This is a genomic window from Shinella sp. GW821-FHT10F02 (genome assembly GCF_058809275.1).
Genome location: NZ_JBXASL010000001.1, coordinates 770,266 through 790,860, shown reverse-complemented (window position 1 = coordinate 790,860; position 20,595 = coordinate 770,266). Strand labels below are relative to the sequence as shown.

General features: G+C 64.3%; 18 protein-coding genes. 4 read left to right on the top strand and 14 right to left on the bottom strand.

Going from position 1 to position 20,595, the window contains the following annotated elements; all coding sequences use genetic code 11:
- Positions 1 to 6 precede the first annotated feature (6 nt).
- From AC1RWL_RS03600 to AC1RWL_RS03555, 10 genes are all read right to left on the bottom strand, one after another.
- Positions 7 to 1,461, bottom strand: coding sequence for an NAD-dependent succinate-semialdehyde dehydrogenase (locus AC1RWL_RS03600; RefSeq protein WP_493093196.1), 1,455 nt, complete (start codon positions 1,459 to 1,461; stop codon positions 7 to 9).
- The gene (gene gabT, locus AC1RWL_RS03595) at positions 1,458 to 2,762 is read right to left on the bottom strand and encodes a 4-aminobutyrate--2-oxoglutarate transaminase (protein ID WP_493093197.1); all 1,305 of its coding nucleotides are present in this window, start codon (positions 2,760 to 2,762) and stop codon (positions 1,458 to 1,460) included. The genes AC1RWL_RS03600 and gabT overlap by 4 nt, the downstream gene beginning before the upstream one ends.
- Positions 2,763 to 2,859: 97 nt before the next feature.
- A complete protein-coding gene (locus AC1RWL_RS03590) occupies positions 2,860 to 3,051 on the bottom strand; it encodes a hypothetical protein (protein WP_493093198.1) in 192 nt (63 codons plus the stop codon).
- 4 nt (positions 3,052 to 3,055) lie between these two features.
- Positions 3,056 to 4,753, bottom strand: a complete 1,698-nt coding sequence (locus AC1RWL_RS03585) for a hydantoinase B/oxoprolinase family protein (RefSeq protein WP_261002852.1) — start codon at positions 4,751 to 4,753, stop codon at positions 3,056 to 3,058.
- Between the two features lie 11 nt (positions 4,754 to 4,764).
- Positions 4,765 to 6,795, bottom strand: coding sequence for a hydantoinase/oxoprolinase family protein (locus tag AC1RWL_RS03580; RefSeq protein WP_493093199.1), 2,031 nt, complete (start codon positions 6,793 to 6,795; stop codon positions 4,765 to 4,767).
- A 26-nt stretch (positions 6,796 to 6,821) separates the two neighbouring features.
- Positions 6,822 to 7,526, bottom strand: a complete 705-nt coding sequence (locus AC1RWL_RS03575) for a GntR family transcriptional regulator (protein WP_256114903.1) — start codon at positions 7,524 to 7,526, stop codon at positions 6,822 to 6,824.
- Positions 7,519 to 8,577 (bottom strand): branched-chain amino acid ABC transporter permease, encoded by a 1,059-nt coding sequence (locus AC1RWL_RS03570; protein ID WP_493093200.1) that lies wholly within the window; start codon positions 8,575 to 8,577, stop codon positions 7,519 to 7,521. The genes AC1RWL_RS03575 and AC1RWL_RS03570 overlap by 8 nt, the downstream gene beginning before the upstream one ends.
- Complete coding sequence (locus AC1RWL_RS03565; RefSeq protein ID WP_435264646.1) at positions 8,577 to 9,491, bottom strand: branched-chain amino acid ABC transporter permease; 915 nt, start codon at positions 9,489 to 9,491, stop codon at positions 8,577 to 8,579. The genes AC1RWL_RS03570 and AC1RWL_RS03565 overlap by 1 nt, the downstream gene beginning before the upstream one ends.
- A gap of 12 nt (positions 9,492 to 9,503) precedes the next feature.
- Positions 9,504 to 10,259 carry an ABC transporter ATP-binding protein gene (locus AC1RWL_RS03560; protein ID WP_493093201.1) on the bottom strand — a complete coding sequence of 252 codons (756 nt, stop codon included), beginning with the start codon at positions 10,257 to 10,259 and terminating at the stop codon, positions 9,504 to 9,506.
- 95 nt (positions 10,260 to 10,354) lie between these two features.
- The gene (locus tag AC1RWL_RS03555; protein WP_493093202.1) at positions 10,355 to 11,551 is read right to left on the bottom strand and encodes an ABC transporter substrate-binding protein; all 1,197 of its coding nucleotides are present in this window, start codon (positions 11,549 to 11,551) and stop codon (positions 10,355 to 10,357) included.
- Between the two features lie 164 nt (positions 11,552 to 11,715).
- On the opposite strand from AC1RWL_RS03555, the gene AC1RWL_RS03550 reads away from it, so the two are divergent.
- The 4 genes from AC1RWL_RS03550 to AC1RWL_RS03535 all read left to right on the top strand — a co-directional run bounded on the left by AC1RWL_RS03550 (position 11,716) and on the right by AC1RWL_RS03535 (position 15,589).
- Positions 11,716 to 12,444: an ABC transporter ATP-binding protein gene (locus tag AC1RWL_RS03550; RefSeq protein WP_439622811.1), complete on the top strand. Its 729-nt coding sequence runs from the start codon at positions 11,716 to 11,718 to the stop codon at positions 12,442 to 12,444.
- Positions 12,445 to 12,470: 26 nt separating this feature from the next.
- Positions 12,471 to 13,664, top strand: a complete 1,194-nt coding sequence (lhgO, locus tag AC1RWL_RS03545) for an L-2-hydroxyglutarate oxidase (protein ID WP_493093840.1) — start codon at positions 12,471 to 12,473, stop codon at positions 13,662 to 13,664.
- 89 nt (positions 13,665 to 13,753) lie between these two features.
- Positions 13,754 to 14,638: a helix-turn-helix transcriptional regulator gene (locus AC1RWL_RS03540; RefSeq protein ID WP_493093841.1), complete on the top strand. Its 885-nt coding sequence runs from the start codon at positions 13,754 to 13,756 to the stop codon at positions 14,636 to 14,638.
- 63 nt (positions 14,639 to 14,701) lie between these two features.
- Entirely contained in the window at positions 14,702 to 15,589 is an 888-nt protein-coding gene (locus AC1RWL_RS03535) for an NAD(P)H-binding protein (RefSeq protein WP_493093203.1), read from the top strand.
- A gap of 61 nt (positions 15,590 to 15,650) precedes the next feature.
- Here AC1RWL_RS03535 and AC1RWL_RS03530 read toward each other — a convergent pair whose 3' ends face one another.
- The 4 genes from AC1RWL_RS03530 to AC1RWL_RS03515 all read right to left on the bottom strand — a co-directional run bounded on the left by AC1RWL_RS03530 (position 15,651) and on the right by AC1RWL_RS03515 (position 20,510).
- Entirely contained in the window at positions 15,651 to 16,022 is a 372-nt protein-coding gene (locus tag AC1RWL_RS03530; RefSeq protein ID WP_493093205.1) for a response regulator, read from the bottom strand.
- Positions 16,023 to 16,024: 2 nt separating this feature from the next.
- A complete protein-coding gene (locus tag AC1RWL_RS03525; protein WP_493093206.1) occupies positions 16,025 to 18,745 on the bottom strand; it encodes a response regulator in 2,721 nt (906 codons plus the stop codon).
- Positions 18,742 to 19,497: a Tll0287-like domain-containing protein gene (locus AC1RWL_RS03520; RefSeq protein WP_493093207.1), complete on the bottom strand. Its 756-nt coding sequence runs from the start codon at positions 19,495 to 19,497 to the stop codon at positions 18,742 to 18,744. The genes AC1RWL_RS03525 and AC1RWL_RS03520 overlap by 4 nt, the downstream gene beginning before the upstream one ends.
- Before the next feature lie 71 nt (positions 19,498 to 19,568).
- Positions 19,569 to 20,510: a PP2C family protein-serine/threonine phosphatase gene (locus AC1RWL_RS03515; RefSeq protein WP_493093208.1), complete on the bottom strand. Its 942-nt coding sequence runs from the start codon at positions 20,508 to 20,510 to the stop codon at positions 19,569 to 19,571.
- Positions 20,511 to 20,595: the final 85 nt, after the last annotated feature.

Below are 20,595 nucleotides of genomic sequence, written 5' to 3'. Positions count from 1 at the left end.
TGTCCCTTATGCTCTCTTCAGCCCGCCGAAGCAGGCATATTTCAGCTCCACATATTCCTCGATACCATATTTGGAGCCCTCGCGACCGAAACCGCTCTCCTTGATGCCGCCGAAGGGCGCGAGTTCGGTGGAAATCAGGCCCTCGTTGATGCCGACCATGCCGAATTGCAGCTCTTCGAGCACATGCCAGATCCGATTGATATCGCGCGCGTAAAAATAGGCCATCAGGCCGTAGCGCGTGTCGTTGGCGAGCCGGATGACCTCGGCTTCATCCTTGAAGCGGAAGACCGGGGCGACCGGCCCAAAAGCCTCTTCCCGCGCAAGCCGCATCGAGGCCTGCATGCCGCTCAGCACTGTCGGCGCGAACCAGGTGCCGCCAAGCGCATGCGGCTTGCCGCCGGTCTCGACGCGGGCGCCATGGCCCACGGCATCGCCGATCAACTCCGCCACCTTCGCCACGGCCTTGGCATTGATCAGCGGCCCCTGCACCACCTCCGGCGCGGCACCATCGCCGACCTTCAGCTTCGCAACCTCCTCCGTCAACTTCGCCACGAAGGCATCGTGGACACCGTCCTGCACATAGATGCGGTTGGTGCAGACGCAGGTCTGGCCGGAATTGCGGAACTTCGACGCGATGGCGCCGGCAACGGCGAGATCGAGGTCCGCGTCGTCGAACACGATGAACGGCGCGTTGCCGCCGAGTTCCAGCGAGAGCTTTTTCAGCGTGTCAGAGCACTGCCGCATCAACAACTTGCCGACGGCGGTCGAGCCGGTGAAGGAGAGTTTTCGGATGACCGGGTGCTCGCAGAGCAGGCGGCCGATGCCGGCGGCATCCTTCGACGGCACGATGTTGAGCACGCCGGCCGGGATACCGGCTTGCCGGGCAAGTTCGGCCATGGCCAGCGCCGTCAGCGGCGTTTCCTCGGACGGTTTGACGACCATGGTGCAGCCGGCGGCGAGCGCTGCGGCGGCCTTGCGGGTGATCATCGCCAGCGGAAAATTCCAGGGGGTGATGGCGGCGCAGACGCCGATCGGCTGTTTTAGCACGACAAAACGCCGATCGCGGCCGGCCGAGGGGATGACGTCGCCATAAACACGCTTGGCCTCTTCGGAAAACCAGTCGACGAAGGAGGCGCCGAACGCCACCTCGCCCCGCGCCTCGTAGAGCGGCTTGCCCTGCTCGGCGGTGATCAGCCGGGCAAGGTCTTCGGTGTGGGCGGTGATGAGGTCGAACCAGGCGCGCAGCAACTTGGCCCGCTCCTTGGCCGGGCGCTCGCGCCAGTCGATTTGCGCGCGCTCGGCGGCAAGGATGGCGCGCTCGACGTCGGCCGCCGCGAGGTCGGCGACGCGGGCGAGAACCTCGCCCGTCGCTGGATTGCGCACCTCAAAGGTCGCGCCCCCATCCGCCCCGGCCCAGGCGCCATCGATGAAGGCCTGGTCATGCAGCAGCGCGAGCGTCATTGCCCGGCCTCCACCTTTTCCAGCGCCGCCCGCAGGCTGTCCTTGAGAATGGCGATGCCCTCGTCGAGATGGTCGAAGGGGATGGTCAGCGGCGTGAGCACGCGCACGACATTGCCGTGCACGCCGCAGGAGAGCAGCAGCAGGCCTTTTTCGGCGGCGGTGTGGGTGATCGCCTTCACCAGTTCCGGCCAGGGCTGGCGCGTCTCGCGGTCACGCACGAACTCGATCGCTACCATGGCGCCGAGGCCGCGCACCTCGCCGATGCAGGCGAATTCGTTGCCCTCCTGCCAGTCCTCGAAGACCGCCTTCAGCCGGCTGCCGACTTCGTTGGCGCGGGCGATCAGCTTTTCATCCTCGATGATCTCCATCACGGCGAGCGACGCTGCGCAGGACAGCGGATTGCCGGCGAAGGTCGAGCCGACGCCGCCCATCGGGATCTTGTCCATGATATCGGCGCGGCCGGTGACGGCGGCGATCGGAAAGCCGCCGCCAAGCCCCTTCGCCATGGTGACGATATCGGCGGCGACGCCGGCATGTTCCATCGCAAACATTTTGCCGGTGCGGGCAAAGCCAGTCTGGATTTCATCGGCGATCAGCAGGATGCCGTGTTTGTCGCAGATCTCGCGCAGCGTGCGCAGGAAGGTGACGGGTGCGGGATAGAAACCACCCTCGCCCTGCACCGGCTCGACGAAGATGCCGGCGACGCGCGTCGGGTCGACCTCGGAGCGGAAGAAGCGGTCGAGCGCCGTCAGCGATTCCTGCTCGGAAATGCCGTGATAGGGGATCGGGAACGGCAGATGGAAGACATCCGGCACCAGCGGGCCGAAGCCGGCCTTGTAGGGCGCGGTCTTGCCGGTCAGCGTCATCGCCATCAGCGTGCGGCCGTGGAAGGCGCCGGAAAAGGCGACGAAAGCCGAGCGGCCGGTCGCGGCGCGGGCGATCTTGGCGGCGTTTTCGATGGCTTCCGCGCCGGTGGAGACGAGAAACGTCTTCTTCGGGAAATCGCCGGGGACCAGCGCGTTCAGCTTTTCGCAGACCGTGACATAGTCGATATAGGGCGTGGTCTGGAACGAGGTGTGGGTGACCTTGTCGAGCTGGTTGCGCACGCGCTCGACCACCTTCGGATGGCGGTGGCCGGTGTTGTTGACGGCGATGCCGGCTGCAAAATCGATGTAGCGCTTGCCTTCGACGTCCCACAGTTCGGCGTTTTCCGCCTTCTCGATATAGACGTCGAGATGTTTCGAAAGGCCAGCCGGAATAGCGGCAGCGCGCCGCGCCGTGAAGGCAGCGTTCGTGGACATGGATGTCTCCTTGGACAGTTTGTTATGGCGCGGCGCTAATCGCGGCGCTTCAAGTTGGCCGGCCCCACCCTCACAGACGGGGCCGGCACATCAATTCCTAGACGGCCGCCTTGGCGCGACGGGCGTCCCGGGCAAGCTTCCAATCGACGCATTCCTCGGAGCAATAAATGCTCCCGTCATGCAACTTCTTGCGGGCGGAATCCTCGGCCGAGGCCTCGTAGATCAGCACGCCGCAATTGGCGCATTTCGTGTAGCTTTCGATATAAAGCCCGTTCAGCGAAAACTTCATGGTCTCAGGCCTCCTGGTAGCCGTAATGTTTCTGGGCGGCCGCCTTGGAGACGTAGCCCTCGCGGACATCCTCTGCGACCGCTGCCGGGTCGCGCTTTGCCGGTTCGCCGTAACCGCCGCCGCCGGGCGTGACGAGCCGCACGCGGTCGCCGCGGCGGATCGAGACGTTGGAGTAGCGGCTGGTCGAGGCCTTGCCATAGGCCTCGCGCATCGTCTGCCAGTCCTCGCGGCCGTTCTTCATGACCAGCGTCGCGCCGACGCCGCCTTCCGTGCCGCCGTTGAGGCCCCAGGGGGCGAGCAGGTGGCGGTCGGTCATCTGCGAGCAGATGATCTCGTCGTTGAGGCACAACATCTGCTTGGAATAGCCGACCCCACCGCGGTACTCGCCGGCACCGCCGGCATCGACGTTGAAGGCGAGGCTTTCGATGCGCCAGGGGAAGCGCGTCTCGTAGACTTCGACCGGCGTGATGCGGCAATTGCCGTTGATGGAGTCTACGCCGTCATTGCCGTCCGCAAAGGCACGGCCGCCCCAGCCGACCGCTTCGAGGTCGTAGCAGGCGAAATATTCGCCCGTATCCGCATCGACGCCGCCGAAGACGAAGTTGCAGTGCGTCGCCCCTTCCGCCGCCATCACCCGGTTCGGAATGGCCGGCGCCATGGCGCCAAGGATGGTGCCGACGATGCGCGGATGCGTCTCGGTGTTGCCACCGACTTCCGGTGCCGGGAAATCGACATTGACGATGGTGCCGGGTGGCGCCATCACGCGGATCGGCCGGAAGCAGCCGGAATTGCGCGGGATCGTCGGGTCCGTCATGTGCAGCACGGCATTGTAGGCGGCCGAGGTGGCCACGCCGAGCGTCGCGTTGATCGGACCCGAAGCCTGCGGCGAGGAGCCGTGGTAGTCGACGATGATCTCGCCGCCGCGCTTGTGCACTTCCACGGCCACCGTATAGGTGCGCTCGGCATCGATGCCGTCGCTCTCGATCGTGTCGGAGAAGGCATAGATGCCGTCCGGGATCGCTTCCAGTTCGGCGCGCATGCGGCGTTCCGAATAAAGCAGCAGGTCGTTGACGGTCTCCTTGATCTTCTCCTTTCCGTATTTCTTGTAGATCTGCGTCATCTGCTTTTCGCCGAGATCGACGGCGGCGATGAGGGCGCGAAGGTCGCCATAGTTGACGCGTGGCGTGCGCACATTGGCGAGAAGCAGCTTCCAGACCTCGATATTGTCCTTCCCGCGCTTCTTGATCTTCACCGGCGGAATGCGAAGGCCTTCCTGGAAGATTTCCGTCGCCTCGCCGCAGAAGCCGCCCGGCGCCATACCGCCGACTTCGGCGATATGGCCGATCGCCACCGCAAAGCCCATGATCTCGCCGTCGACGAAGATCGGCTTGAAGAAGGTGTGCTCCGGCGTGTGCAGGCCGCCGCGATAGGGGTCGTTGTGCAGGATGACGTCGCCCTCCTCGATCTCGTCGATCGGGATTTCCTTGAGGCACGATTTCACGAGCAGCGGCATGCCGCCGATTTGCGCCGGGCAATAGTCGGCGACGGCGATCATGTCGCCGTTCATGTCCGCGAGGCCGCAGGTGAAGTCGAGCGCCTCGTTGAAGATCGTCGAATAGGACGTCTTCATCAGCACGATTCCCATCTCCTTGCAGAGAGAGACCATGCTGGATTCCAGGATGTTCATCGTAACGAAGTCCATGACGGTACTCCTCAGGCCGAAATGATCAGATTGCCGAGCCGGTCGACGCGGAGCGTCTGTTTCGGCTGCAAGATGGTGACGGAGGCGTTCTCCTCGACAATGGCGGGACCGGTGACGGTCTGGCCCTGCTTGAAGGTGCCGCGGTCGTAGGTCTTCACCTCGTGCCAGCCGTCCTCGAAGCGCACCTTGCGGCTGCCGGAGGAGCCAGGCGTGCCCTCGCCCTTTTCGAGTTCGCGCATCTGCGGCTTTTCCGAAACGGCGACGGCCACGACCTTGAGATTGACCGTCTCGATGGTTTCGCCAGGAATGGAGAAGCCGAAGCGGTTCTGGTGCTCCTCGTGGAAGCGTTCCCAAAGGCTTGCGATGGTTTCCTCGGTGAACTGGTTGGCCGGGAAGCTGAGTTCCAGCTCGTGGTTCTGGCCGAAGTAACGGGCCTCGATGGAGCGGTAGATCTCCACCTTCTGCTGGTAACCCTGCGAGACCAGCTCGGCGATCGCGCCATCCACCAGCTCCGTCATCGCCGCCGTGGCGCGGGCACCGTCGAAATATTTCGAGATCTGCTGCACCGTGCGGTGCCGGTCGACGCGGGCATCGGTCATGATGAAGCCGAAGGCGGAGAACTGGCCGGGATAGTTCGGCACGATGCCCTGCGGAATGCCGGAAATATCCATCAGGTCGCAGATATGCACCGGACCCGCCCCGCCCGAGGCGACCAGCGAGAAGTCGCGCGGATCGAGGCCGCGCTGGAGGAGCACGGCGCGCAGCGCCCCCAGCATGTTGTTGTTGGCGATCTGCACCATGGCGAAGGCCGCGGCATCGACCTCAAGGCCGAGCTGGTCGGCGATCTTCTTCACCGCGCGATGCGCCGCCTCGGCGTCGAGCTTCATCTTGCCGCCGAGGAAGTAATCGGGGTTGATGCGGCCGAGCACGACGTTGGCGTCGGTCACGGTGGCATTCTCACCGCCGCGGCCATAGCAGGCAGGACCCGGTGCGGCGCCGGCCGATTGCGGGCCCATGCGCAGCATGCCGCCCTTGTCGATCCACGCAATCGAGCCGCCGCCGGCACCGATCGTGTGGATGTCGATCATCGGGATCTGGATCGGCAGGCCCCATTCGATCTCGAAACTGGTCGTGACATGCTCCATGCCATCGACGACGGTCGAGCAATCGGTCGAGGTGCCACCCATGTCGAAGGTAACGAGGTTCTTGATGCCGGTGAGTTCGGAGAGAACGCGGGTGGCGACGACCGCGCCGGTCGGGCCGGACAGCGTCATCTGCACCGGCGCTTCGGCGGCACCTTTTAGCGTCGATTCACCGCCGTTCGACTTGATCACGCCAATGCGGTCGCCGATGCCGATGGCGTCAAGGCGCTTCTGCATGCGGTGGAAATTGTCGGAGACGATGGGCTTCAGGTAGGCATCGGCAATGGTGGTCGAGGCGCGGTCGTATTCCTTCCACTTCGGCAGGACCTCGTAGGAAATCGAGATCGGCATGCCGGGCAGTTCTTCGGCCAGGATATCGCGGATGCGCTGCTCGTGGCTCGGGTCGATATAGGAGAACAGCGTGCAGACGGCGATCGCCTCGATCGTGCCGTCGGCCTTGATGGTGGCGGCGAGTTCCCGCACGGCCGCTTCGTCGAGCGCCGTGACCTCTTCGCCCTTGGCGCTGAACCGGCCGCCGATTTCATAGGTGTCGGCGCGCTTCATCAGCGGCTTGGTCTTGATCCAGGTAATGTCGTAGTGGCTGCGGCGGTCGCCGCGCTGGATAAAGGGAACATCGCGAAAGCCGGTGGTCGTGACATAGGCCACCTTGGCGCCGCGGCGCGTCAGAAGCGCGTTGGTGGCGATCGTCGTGCCGAGACGGATCTTGTCGACGCTGGCAACATCCTCGACCTGACCGAGGCCCTGGAGCACGCCTTCGATCGGTTCGGAGGGCGTCGTCAGGTTCTTCCAGTTCTCGATGGTGCCGGTCGCCGCATCGTAGGAAACGAAGTCAGTGAACGTTCCCCCAATATCGATGCCGATGATTTTTCTGTCAGGCATTGTTCCCTCTTTTCTCATGGATAGGGTCAGGACGAGCGGGGTTTTTCCCGCTCGTAAGCTTCAAGCAGGTGGCGCCAGGAATCGCGGATGTGATCGCGGATGGCGTCCATCGCCTTTTCGGGGTTGCGGGTGCGCAGCGCCTCGACGACCGGCCAGTGGTCGACGGCCGCCGCCATCTGGCTTTCGAACTGGCGCTCGGCCATGGTGATGAGCATCTGCACTTCCGCCTGGATGTTGGTGAAGGCGTGCAGCGTCTGGCGGTTCTTCGAGAGCCGGCAGATTTCGAGGTGGAAGGCGAGGTCGTTTTCGACCAGCGCGATCTCGTCATTGGCATTGGCGGCCGCGACCATCGCATCGACGAAACCGGCAATGCGCTCGATGTCGGCGTCGGTCATCTGCGGCAGCGCCTGCTCGACAGCGAAGCGCTCGACCACGACGCGGAACGAGAAGATCTCGTCGATATCGCTGTGCAGGAAGGTGCGAACAAAGGTGCCCTTGCGGGGAACCGCGACGAGCAGGCCGCGCTCCTCCAGCCGGCGGATCGCCTCGCGGATGGGGTTGCGGCTGATGCCGAGCTGGCGCGCCAGCTCTGCCTCGTTGATGCGCTGGCCGGGCTGGAGCCGGCCGAAGATCAGTTCGCGCACGAGAAAGGTCGAAACCTGGTCGGACAACATCCGGTGGTCGATGATGCCAATCGGCTCGTCGGTATTGAAGAGTAGATTGTTAGCCATTGATGAGCCCTTTCTCGCGATGTTCCTGCTCCGGCAGGGTCATTTCTCGCCCTGCCATGATTCCGTCTTTGCGGAAGACCAGTATCAACAGCATAAAGGCCGCGATGATAAGCTCCTGCGTGCCCGCCGGCAGCGACCACTGCTCGCCGCCGATCGAAATCCCGCCTTCAAGCCGACGGAAGATATCAACCATCGCCGTGATGACGACGACGCCGACCACAGCGCCGGCAAGGCTTCCCATGCCGCCGACGATGAGCATGGCGAGCGCCAGGAAAGTGAAGCTCAGGAAGAAACTGTTGATCGACACCGTGCCGAGGTAGTGCGCCTGCAGCACCCCGCCGAGACCGACCATGAAGCCCGAGAGCGTGAAGGCGATCAGCCGCGACCAGTAGAGCGAGATGCCCGACGCGGCGGCCGCCACCTCGTCTTCGCGTGTTGCGCGGATCGCCAGGCCAAAGGCGGAGACCTGATACAGATAGGCGATGACGATGGCGACGACGGCACAGCCGAGTGCCAGCCAGGCCGTGACATAGGTCGGCAGGCCGACGATCGAGGCCGAGCCCATCGTGACGCTGTCCCAGTTGGAATAGACGACGTTCAGGATGAACAGCACGGCGAGCGTGGAAATCGAGGCCGCAAGGCCGGTGAGCCGCATGATGACGAGGCCGGTGAGGAAGGCGGCACCGCCGGCGAGTAGCACGGAGACCACGGCGGACGGCAGCAGCGGAATGCTCTGGTCGCGCAGGAACGGCGGCAGGCCGGACATGGTGATCGGCTTCAGCATCTCGCAGCAGGTCTGCCAGGCCGAGGCGTAGGCGGCGATGGCCATGAAGGTGGCATGGCCGAAGGAGATGATGCCGGAATTGCCGACGAAGACGTAGAGCCCGACAACGATGACGATGCTGATCAGCATCTCGATGACGGTGCGCTGGATGGACAGGCCGCCGAACTGGCCTGTGACCACCACGATGATCGCAAGCGGTACGACGAGAGCAAGCACCGGAAACCAGAAGCGGCCGATCGTTGCGAAGGACATGGTATCGCTCTTCATTATACGCGCTCCTTCGCGGCGCTGGTGACGATCAGGCCCTGCGGGCGCACGAGGAGGATCAGGATGACCATCATGAACACGCCGGCATCGCGGAAGGGGCGCAGGTCCGCCGGCAGATAGGTTTGCAGAAGCACGCTGGCGACACCGACGAGAAACCCGCCGAGTGCTGCGCCCGGCAGCGAACCCATGCCGCCGATGACGGTGGCGAAGAAGGCGTAGACGACGGGCATCAGGCCCATGCGCAGGTCGAGCGTGCCGGTCTGGATCGTCAGGAGCAGCGAGACCGCGCCGCCGAGCAGGCCGGAGATGGCAAAGGCGAGCGCGATCACCCGGTTTGCCGGCATTCCGAGCAGTCGGGCCATCTGGAAATTCTCGGCCGCAGCCCGCATCTGGATGCCGAGCGGCGTCTTCTTGAGGAAGAGCACCAGGGCGACGAGTAGGCCGGCGGTGACGACCATGGTGAGGAGTTGCACGCCCGGAACCCGCACGCCGCCGATCTCCACCGCATTGGCAAGGCCCTGCCCGATGCCGACCGACTTCGGCCGGCCGGTATGGATGAGCATGACGAGGTTCTGCAGGAAATAGCTGACGGCGAAGGAGGAGATGAGCAGCGTAGACGGATTGGAATTGCGCAGCGGCCGGAAGGCGACACGTTCCGTCAGAAGCGCCAGAGCCATCACGACGACGAGCACGCCGCCGATCATCAGGGCCGAGGGCAGCGCGCCGAGCAGCAGCGGGGGCGTGACGCTCGCGGTCGGCACCACCAGCGCATAGGCTCCGATGGTGATGTAGTCGGCCTGGGCAAAATTGACGAGCCGCATGACGCCGAAGACGAGGCCGATCGCCAGCGCGACGAGGGCATAGAGGCTGCCCAGCGCGATGGCATCGACGAGAACTTGAACGATGTTGGCCATGGCGTCCGGTTCCTAGATCGCGAGGGTGCTGTCGGCAGCCTTTTCGCCGAGATAGGCGCGGCGGACGGCAGGGTTTTTCTGGATGTCCTGGGGCGAGCCCTCGGCGAGGCTTTGGCCGCCATCGAGCACATGGATGCGCTGGCAGACGCCCATGATCACCTTCATATTGTGTTCGATCAGCAGCACGCCGCAGCCGAAACGCGCCGGCAGCTCGGCGATGACTTCCATCAGCGCCTCGCATTCCGCGTCGTTCATGCCGGAAGCCGGCTCGTCGAGCAGCGCGAAGGACGGCTGCAAGGCGAGTGCCCGGGCGATGCTGATACGCCGCTCGTCGCCGTAGGACAGGCTGTCGCAGCGGTGGTCGGCCTTTTTCGCGAGGCCCATCCAGTCGAGGATTTCGAGCGCCCGCTCCCGGGCCGCCTTGCGCGAAAGCCCGCTGCCGATCGCGGCGACGGAAAGGTTCTGCTCCACCGTCATCGCCCGGAAGAGACGCGCCGCCTGGAAACTGCGGCCGACACCGGCCTGGGCGATCTTGCGAGCCGTGAGCTTCGAAACGTCGATGCCGTCGAGGCTGATGCTGCCGCTGGTCGGCCGCTGGAAGCCGCTCAGCACATTGACCATGGTCGTCTTGCCGGCGCCGTTCGGGCCGATGAGGCCGAGCACCTCGCCGCGCCGGAGCTCGAGGTCGACACCGCTCAAGGCCCGGATGCCGCCAAAGGCGACGGCAACGCCGCGGGCTTCCAGCCGTTCTTTCGATGGACGTGACATATCGGGCGAGACCTATCCGTAAGCTCGGCTATGAATTTGCTTGGAGATTTGGTTCCGCCGGCTGCACCGCCATGCAGCCGACGGATCGCTGCCGGTTACTGACCGACGCGGAACAGGAGCTTCATGTCCGGCTTGAACGAGTTCCGGTACACCTCGACGGCGCGGAAGGAGTCGTTCTCGACCTTCATGATCAGCCAGGGCCGGTCGACCTGGATATGAAGCTGATCGGTGAAGGAGGTCGGGCCGGCGGTGAACGGCTGGTCCTTGAAGGTGTTCATGACGCCGACCACGGCTTCGGATTCCGTCGTCTTCGCCTGCTCGACCGCATAGGCCCACTGTTCGATGAGGCTATAGCCGAGAACCGAATAGGAGGAGACCGGCGGCTCGCCGTAACGCGCCTTGTGGCTTTCGAGGAAGGTGTTCATTTCCGGGCGCGGATCATCGCCGTAAAGCGACATGAACGCGGGCAGGTAGAAATCCTTGAGGCCCGGCACGGCGTTCAGCCAGTAATTGTCGACCATGGCCGTGTTGGCGAGGATCGGCAGGTCGATGCCGGCAGCGCGCAGCTGGCGCACGGCCGAAGCGCCACCCGGCGTGAAGGAGCAGACGAAGACCGCATCCGGCTGCGTCGCCAGACCCTTGAGGCGGGTGATCTGCGAGGCGATCGACGGGTCGTCGTTCTTGAACGTGTCGTTGCCGAGGATTGCCTCAGCGCCGGCACTTGCCGTCCAGGCGGCGCGAAAACCGGCGCAGGCCGACTTGTTGTATTCGATCGTCAGGTCTTCCAGCACGTAGACCGACTTCAGGTTCATTTTCTTGTTGCCATATTCGGCAATGGCGATGCCTTCCGACTGCGCTGCGCTGTTGGCGGTGAAGGCGAGCGGGCCGACGCCCTGCACGCCCATCTTCGGATCGGCCGCGCAGAGGCTGAAGGCGATCTTGCCCGCCTGCTTGGCGGCAAGCGCCGACGGCGCGCCGAAATCGTAGTCGCAGGAAACGACCAGCATGTCGACGCCGCTGTCGACGAGCTGTGCGCCGACCGTCGCGGCACGGGCCTGCTCCGTCTTGGTGTCCATCACGGAATATTCGATCTGGCGACCCAAGAGGCCGCCGGCCTTGTTGATTTCCTCGATCTTCATGACCGCGGCCTTGAAGGGCGCGCTGTCGTAGTTCGAAAGCCAGCCGGATTCCGCGATGGCGAAGCCGATCTTGATCGGCTCTTCGGCCTGAACGCTGGCCACCGGCAACAGGAGGGCGATTGCGGCCGAGGCGGCCACAGCAACAGATTTCATCGTCGTTCCCCTTTGGCGATGAACGATGCACCGCCATAATTTTTGCACATAGTCCTCTGTGGACAGAAGACAGAATGCGGGTTAGATTTTTTTTGTCAACGGCAAAAAACGGTGAGCCTTTCCGATTTCGATCGACGGCCTCAACCGCGCTAAAGGGGAACGACATGCTTGAAATACGCAGCCTCACCGCCGGCTACGGCCGGCTCGCTGCCTTGAAATCGGTCGATCTGGAGGTCCGCAAGGGCGAGATCGTCTTCGTCGTCGGCCCCAACGGCGCCGGCAAATCCACGCTTTTGAAGACGATTTCCGGGCTCATGGCGCCGACCGGCGGCACGATGACCTTCAATGGCGAGCCGATCGCCGGTCAGGTGCCCGAAAAGCTGTGCCGGAAGGGCCTGGCGCTGGTGCCGGAAGGGCGAAGCATTTTCCGCACGCTGACGGTGCAGGAAAACCTGCTGCTCGGCGGCATGATCCGCAAGGACAAGGCTGAAGCCGCCGCGGATCTGGAGCGCGTGCTTGCCATCTTCCCGATCCTGAAGGCCCGCTACCGCGGCGTTGCCGGCCACCTTTCCGGCGGCGAACAGCAGCAGCTCGCCATCGCCCGCGCCATCCTGCAACGCCCCTCGCTGATGATGATCGACGAACCCTCGCTCGGCCTTGCGCCGCTCGTCATCGACCAGGTCTATGCAAGCCTGCGCCAGCTCAATGCCGACGGGTTGACGCTGCTCGTCGTCGAACAGTCCACCGCCCGCATCCTCGACCTTGCCTCCCGAATCTACGTGCTGCGCAACGGCCATGTGGCGCTGGAGGGTTCAGCAAGCGAGCTTGCCGACGGCCATGCGTTGGAAGAGGCTTATTTCGGCTATGGCGAACGCCAGGCTGCGGGCGCATAATCGGCCAGGCAGGGGCAGGACAAATGATTTTCGATTATTGCGTTATCGGCGGCGGCATCGTCGGCCTGGCGACGGCCATGCGGCTTCTGGAAGGCCAGCCCGGCAGCAGCATGATCCTCATCGAAAAGGAGGATGCGCTCGGCAAGCACCAGACGGGCCACAACAGCGGCGTCATCCATGCCGGCATCTACTATCCGCCCGGCAGCCTGAAGGCCGAGCTCTGCCGCAAGGGCGCCGAGGCCACCAAGGCCTTCTGCCTGGAGAACGACATCCGCTTCGAGGTCTGCGGCAAGCTGCTCGTCGCCACATCCGATCTCGAAGTGGAGCGCATGGAAGCGCTCTACGAACGCTCGAAACAGAACACGATCGAGGTCCAGCGCATCAGCGAGGGCGAATTGAACGAGCGGGAGCCGAACATCCGCGGCCGCGGCGCGCTGTTCGTGCCCTCCACCGGCATCGTCAGCTATGCCGACGTCTGCCAGGCCATGGGACGGCGCATCAAGGCGCTCGGCGGCGACATTCGCCTTTCAACGCGCGTGACCGGCATTCGCGAATCCATCGATTCCGTCGACATCGCATCGGCTGGCGAGAACTGGCAGGCGAAGAAGCTGGTGGTCTGCGGCGGCCTCCAGTCCGACCGGCTGGCTGTGCTCGCCGGGCTTTCGATCGAGCATCGCATCGTTCCCTTCCGCGGCGAATATTATCGCCTTCCGGCAGCCAAGAACAACATCGTCCGCCACCTGATCTACCCGATCCCCGATCCCGCCCTGCCCTTCCTCGGCGTGCACCTGACGCGCATGATCGACGGCAGCGTGACGGTCGGGCCAAATGCCGTGATCGGTTTTGCCCGCGAAGGCTACCCACGCCTTTCCGTCAATTTTGCCGACATGGCCGACTACGCGCTGTTTCCCGGTTTCTGGAAAACCGTATTCGCCAACCGAAAATCCGCGGTCACCGAGCTGCGCAACTCGCTTTGGAAACCAGGCTATCTGGAAGAGTGCCGAAAATACTGCCCAAGCCTCGACCTCACCGACCTGCTCCCGCACGAAGCCGGCATCCGCGCCCAGGCCGTCCGCAAGGACGGCGCCCTGATCCACGATTTCCTCTTCGCGCAGACCGACCGCATGCTGCACGTCTGCAACGCCCCCTCCCCCGCCGCCACCTCGGCGATCCCGATTGCCGAAATGATCGTCGAGCGGATGGCAGAAAAGGGTCGGTAAAACCATACGCGCGGCGGCGGGCCGCGGGCGGTTGTTAAACGGATGATTGCCCGGTACTCTTGCCGCCAACCTTTCGAAAGCATAGCCCGATGGCGCCTCATGCAGCGCAGATCCTGTTGACAAGCGCCGGCAGGAATTGGACCGGGCTAGACGCCGATTTCCTGCATATCCCCCGCGGGCTTTCGCATGTGCCGGGCGGAAAACTGCATAGACTGGGCATGCACTTCGGTCCGCCCGTAAAGGCCGATTGTTCGATCGGCGGCCGGCACATGCGCCGGGTGCAGAAGCCGGGCGATATCGACATCGTTCCGGCCGGCATGGATGGCACATGGGAGGACGATGCCGACTGCCGGATCCTGCGACTGAGCCTCCACCCTTCGCTGCTTGATCACGTTGCCGGGGAACTCGGACGCGACGCCGGCAAGATCGAGCTGCTGCCGAGATTTCAGGTTCGCGACGCCCGCCTGGAAGGCATTGGCCTTGCCATCAAGGCGGATCTCGAGGCCGACACGCCATCCGACCCTCTCTTCATCGATCTTCTCGCCAACGCGCTCGCCGTCCGGCTGATCGAGACCGCCAGCGGCGATTTTCAGGCGCCGGATGATCGCAGCGAACCGAAGCTCTCGGCGCGCCAGCTTCGCATGTTGACGGACTTCATTGAGGCCAATCTCGATCAACGACTCCGGCTTGCCGATCTGGCAGTGGTCGCAGGCGTCAGCGTCACGCGCCTGAAGACACTGTTTCGCAACAGCACCGGCGCCCCGGTGCATCAATATGTCATCCGCCGCCGCGTTGAATATGCGCGCGCCCTGATGCTCACGACGACGATGCCCGCAAGTGAGATCGCGGTCGCCGCCGGGTTCGCGCATCAAAGCCATATGACCTCGACGATGCGCCGGCTCCTCGGCCAGACCCCTGGCGAGATCGCCCGGCAGGCGAACGAATTCCGCCCGAACCTGCAAAAATCCGCCTGAATCTGTGCGACGAATTTTGTACCGCTCCCTACTCCTTGCCCATCTTCAGCAAGGAAATGCACCATGTTTGCAATCGTCGGAGCCGCCGGTAAGGTCGGTTATTCTACATCATTGGCACTGCGCAAGGCCGGCATGCCCGTCCGGGCGATCCTGCGCGACGAGGCAAAGGCCGGCCGGCTCCGCGAAATAGGCTGCGACATCGCGCTCGCCGATCTGCAGGACCCCACCGCCCTCGGCTGGGCGATCGCGAATGCGGATGCCGTGCAGGTCATTCTTCCGCCTCCAACGCAGGCCGAGGATGCCCCCGGCGACATGCGCCGGTCCATCGAAAGCATGGCCATGGCGCTGGAGCGGGCGCGGCCGAAAAGTGTCCTGGCGATTTCCGACTATGGCGCCCATATCGGCGGTGATATTGGGATGCCCACCCTCTTTCGCATTTTCGAGGAGCGCCTTCGCAGGCTGGACATGCCGAAGATTTTCCTGCGATCGGCAGAACATATGGAAGGCTGGGGCGCGTTCGTTCCAATGGCGATCACGACCGGCATCCTGCCCAGCCTGCACCACCCGGTCGAAATGGATTTTCCCACGGCTTTAGCGGCGGATGTCGGCTTGATGGCCGCGGACCTCCTGCTTGGCCCAAGCGGCGGAACCGATGTGCAAATCGTCCATGCGGAAGGGCCGCGCCGCTACAGTGCCGCCGATGTGGCCGCGGCTCTGAGCCAATTGCGCGGCCGCACGATCACCGCGCAGGCGCTACCCCGTTCGCAATGGCAGGAAAGCCTGGAGCGGGTTGTGAGCGCAAGTGCCACCAAGCTGCTGATCGACCTTTACGACGCACATAACACAGGTGGACTCATAGACGTCGAGCCCGACGGCGAGGTTCGCTATGGCGCTACCACATTGATCGATGCGCTCCGGCCATTGGTTCCAGCGGCGGTGGACCTCGACTGAAATCGACCAGGGTTCGATGGGCGGCGAGGCGATTCGCGGCATGCTTTCCGCCTAGAGTTCCTTAACTCGCGCCGGAGAGGAGCTTCTCGATCTTGCCGATCAGCCGCGGCAGGTCGATCGGCTTGGTGTCGAAGTCGTCGCAGCCGGCTTCGCGGGCGCGGGCTTCGTCGACGCTCATGGCGTGGGCGGTGAGGGCGATGATGGGCAGGCCGGTGCCGGCGGGGCCGCTGCGGATGCGGCGTGTCGCCTCGCAGCCGTCGATGCCGGGCAGGCCGATATCCATCAGGATGAGGTCGGGGGCGTCCGCCTCTGCCCGCGCGACGGCCTCTTCGCCGTCATGGGCGAAAATGACTTCGTAGCCTCGGCGTTCCAGCCGGCGCGAGAGCATGTCGCGGTTCATTTCATTGTCTTCGACAAGCAGGATTTTCACCATCTCTATGGATTCCCGGTCCCTTTCGGCGCACCCGAGATGATGACGTCGCGAAGCGCCTGCGTGAGTTCGATATGCGCGCCCTTGCCCTTGCCGATGATCTGCGTCGTGCGGGCGCTGAGCAGATCCCGTTCCGCATTGGAGAGATGTTTCGCGGTAACGACGAGCACCGGCACGGCGTTCCATTCCTCCCGGTCGCGCAGGGCCGCGAGGAACTCGAAGCCGTTCATTTCCGGCATTTGAAGGTCTAGCAGGATGGCGATCGGCGGTTCGTTGGCGGCAAGCCAGGCCATGCCCTGGCGGCCGTTCTCCGTGAGCGCGACGGCGCGGCCGAGCCGCTCGACGGTACGCTGGATGAGGAGCCGCGTCGCCTGGTCGTCCTCGACGACGAGCACCGTTCCGCCCTGGCTGCCGCCGGTGATGCGGGCGATGAAATCGCTGAGTTCGCCGCGGTCGACGGGCTTGGTGAGCATGGCGGCGGCGCCGAGCGTGAAGCCGAGCGCCTTCTCGTTGCTGATGCTGACGATGACGACGGGGATGGCGGCGAGTTCCGGATCGGATTTCAGCGCGACGAGCACCGACCAGCCGTCCATCTGCGGCATCAGGATATCGAGCGTGATGGCGGCCGGGCGGTGTTTGCGCGCCATTTCCAGCGCCTGTTCCCCGGCACCGGCATAGAGCACGCGGTAGCCCTCGCGCTTCAGGTGCGAGCCGATGATGTTGAGCGACGCCTCGTCGTCATCGACGACAAGCACGGCGGGCCGCTCGCTCTGCTCCGGTCTCGATATCGAAGGATCGTCGCCCTCGGTGGCTTCCGTACCTGCTGCCGCCTCTTCCGGATCGGGCAGGACGAAGATGAAGCGGGACCCCTCGCCCGGCCGGCTTTCGACCGTCAGGTCGCCGCCGAGCATCTGCGCGAAACTGCGGCTGATCGCGAGACCCAGCCCGGTGCCGCCGAATTTGCGGGACGTCGAGCTGTCGGCCTGGGAAAACGCCTGGAAGAGCCGGCCGAGCTGTTCCTCGTTCATGCCGATGCCGGTATCCGTGACGGTCATCACCAGTAGGCGCTCCGCACCGTTGCCCTGTCGCGCGACGCCGAGCGAGACCGTGCCCTTTTCGGTGAACTTGCAGGCGTTGCTCAAAAGATTGAGCAGCGCCTGCTTGACCTTGGTGACGTCGGTCTCGATCGTGCCGATATCGTCGGGGCAATGGACCACGAATTCGTTGTCGTTCTTGGCGGCGAGCGGGCGGATCAGCGATGCCACGTCACTCATCAGCGCGCCGATGTCGAAGCGCTCGCGATAGACCTCCATGCGGCCGGCCTCGATCTTCGACAGGTCGAGGATGCCGTTGATGAGGCCGAGCAGGTGGTTGCCGGCGCTCTCGATCTTCTTGAGGTCGGGAAGGGATTCGGTCTGGCCGGTGTCCTCGGCATCCTCCTGGAGGATCTGCGCATAGCCGATGATGGCGTTGAGCGGCGTGCGCAGCTCGTGGCTCATATTGGCGAGGAATTCTGATTTCACCTGCGTCGCCCGCTGCGCCTCGTCGCGCGCGAGCTCCAGCTCGTGCTGGCGCTGGCGCAGCTCGGTGATGTCGACGTAGACGACGGTGAAGCCACCCTCATGGGTGCGCCGCTCGCTGACCTGCATCCAACGGCCATCCTTGAAGGGGGTAACCCGGGTGGCGCTGTGGTCGTGCAGGGAGAGCCGCGAGGCGAGCCATTCGTCGAAGGGTCGGTCGAGCTCGACGATGTGGCGTCCGGCCGCTTCAATGACGTCGCGGAAGGTCGACGTCCCGGCGACCATCTCGTTGTGGACGGGGTGCATGTCGCGGAACCGCTGGTTCATAATCAGCAGGCGCTCGTCGGGACCATAGAGCGTGAACCCTTCGGCGATGCTCTCGATGGCGTCGACGAGGGTTTTCCGCTGGTGCTCGGCTTCGCGCGTCAGGCGGTCGCGCTCGCCCTGGTTCTCCTTGAGCAGTTGCAGGGCCTCGCTGACCTTGCCGAGTTCGTCACCGCCCGCCGGAGGCACGACGACCTGGGCGTCGCCGGCGGTCAATCCCCGCACGGCCGTGACGATCTCGCCGAGCGGCCTCAGGATCGAGCCGAGGATGACGACGGTCAGCGCGGTGCCGATGATGGCGGCGATGGCAGAGAGCAGCGAGGCGACATTGGAAGCGCGCTCGAACTGCCGCAGAATGTTGGCGCGTGCGGTGCCGGACTGGCGGGCAAGATCGGCCTGGAGGGCGGCGAGGTTTTCCTCGACGCTGATGCCGTAGCGCCGCGCTTCGGCGAAGCGGGTGTTGCCGATCACGCGCTGGTCGTCGGTATAGGCCTCCACCGCCTGGTTGGCGAGCGCATCGAACCGGTCGACCCCCTCACGTATCGCCGCCGCCTCCGTCGGCCGGTGCTCGGACAGCCTGTCCAGCCGTTCGCGAAGGCGGGTGCGGGCTTCCTCGGCGCGGGTCTCGGCCAGCGTGAGGAGGCTGACGGCGAGGTCCGTCTGCCAGTAGCGCAGGCTGTTGAAGGCTTCGCGCACATCATCGGACAGCGTGCTGATCTGCGCGATACGATTGGCCTCGTCGCCCGATTCCAGCGCGCGGAACAGTTCGCCGCGGGTGAACAGGCTGCTGCCGAGCATTGCGAGAAGCAGCACCGCCGCGAGGATGATCAGCCGCAGCCGGATCGACAGGCGCCGCGGCGAGAAGAAGGCGGCGCTGCTCATTGCGGAATGAGCCCGATGCTGATCACGCCGCCAAGGTCGCCCTCATGCGCGCCTTCCTTCGGGTAGCCGGTGATGTCGAGTTCGCCGGCCGGGTCGCCATGACAGGTGAGACAGGACGGCACGTAATATTCGGGCACCATGATGCGCGCCCTCTCCTGGCCGTCCGCCGAAACGAGCGCCGAATAGATCTGGCCCTTCGGCCAGTCGGCGGCTTCCAGATAATCGCGGATCGCCGCCGCCTCGAAGGCGTCCGGGCGAGCCTTGCGGTTGCGGATCAGCACGGGCGGGGCGGTGAACTTCATGCTCGCCTCCTCGCCGACGCGGGCCTGGAAGGCCTCGGTGACCAGCCGCGTGAAGGTGGCGGGGATGAAGCCCTTGAAGCCCTCGCCCTCGGCGTTGATCGTCGCCTGGTTGGCATCCATCACCTCGACCACGGCGTCCATCTGCGCCCCGATGAGCCGCCCCTCATAGGAGGCCGGATCGATGGTGTTCGGGTCGCGGCCGGTGGCCTGCATGTAGTTGGCGATGGCTTTTTCCAAGACAGCCGCACCCGACAAGCCCTTGTCGCCGAGCGCCGGATCGTTGATCCGCTCCTGGTTGACGGAAATCACCGCGCGCGCCGATTGCAGCATGGTGGCGAGGCTGCGCGCGATCGCGAGGTCGGCCGGCGCCGCCTCAGTAGCGGCAGCGCTACCGGACAGCATCTGGAGAACCAAGAGCGCGGCCGGGCCGCATTTCATGAACGAGACCATGACCGACTCCTCCTCCAGCATGCTGCAAAGATAGCGGAATTAAGCTCCCCGGCAACCGGCAATTGATTCGATCAGAAACGGATTTCGAGCAGCGAGAAGTCGTCCGGCAGCGGGCCTTCCGCGTTGAACGACCGCACCCAGGCGAGAACGCCCTTGGGACCGCAGCCTTCCTTCTCCGCATGGTCGGCCAGCGCCTCGACGCTCAGCATCTCGTCGCCGGGACCATTCACCTCAAATGTTCCATCACTTATAACGAGCAACCGGTCGCCCGGGAAAACACGCGTGACTTCGCTGTCGTAGTCCATTTCCGAAAGCGCGCCGATCGCAACACCGCCGACGGTGATGAGCAGTTCGCGCGACGGCGTGCCTTCCGGACGGTTCTCTCCGCGCAGCAGGATCGACGGCGGATGGCCGCCCGTCGCATAGCGCAACTCGCCGGTGCTCGCCTTGTAGACGCCGTACCAGATGGTGAAGAACATGTTGTTCTGCTTTTCCATCGGGAACGTATCGTTGAGTGCCTTCAGGACCGTGGAAGGATCGCGGAAATCCGCATTCGACAGCGCGGACGCCCTCAACACATTGATAACAGTGACGGAAAGCAGCGCGGCGCCGACACCGTGGCCGCAGACGTCCAGCAGATAGATGGCGAAATGGTCATGGTCGATCTGATGGTAGCCGAAGGAATCGCCGCCGAGTTCGGTCGAGGGCACCAGCAGCCAGTCGGTCGCGGGTGCCGCGGCACGCTTGTCGGGCAGGATGGAGAAGACGTAGCGGCCGGCATCGTTCAGCTCTTCGTCGAGCCGCGCCCGTGTGCGCTCCAGCAGCAGGTTCTGTTCGGCGAGCTGGTCTTCCACGGCCTCGCCATGTTCGATCATCGCCTCGTAGAGAAGCTTCAGGTCGTCATATTCCTCTTGGAGCTGCGCGAAATCGAGGCGCACCCGGGCAAGTTCCGCGGCGTCATCGCCCGCAGGGGTTGCTGAAGAAGCAACGGTTGAGTTTGACAAATCCTTCATGATTGTATGGAAAGCTTCCTTCTTGAGTTCGGAGGGGACGGCGCAACCCGCGATATCATATCGCTTACGTCGATCTCCGCTGGCG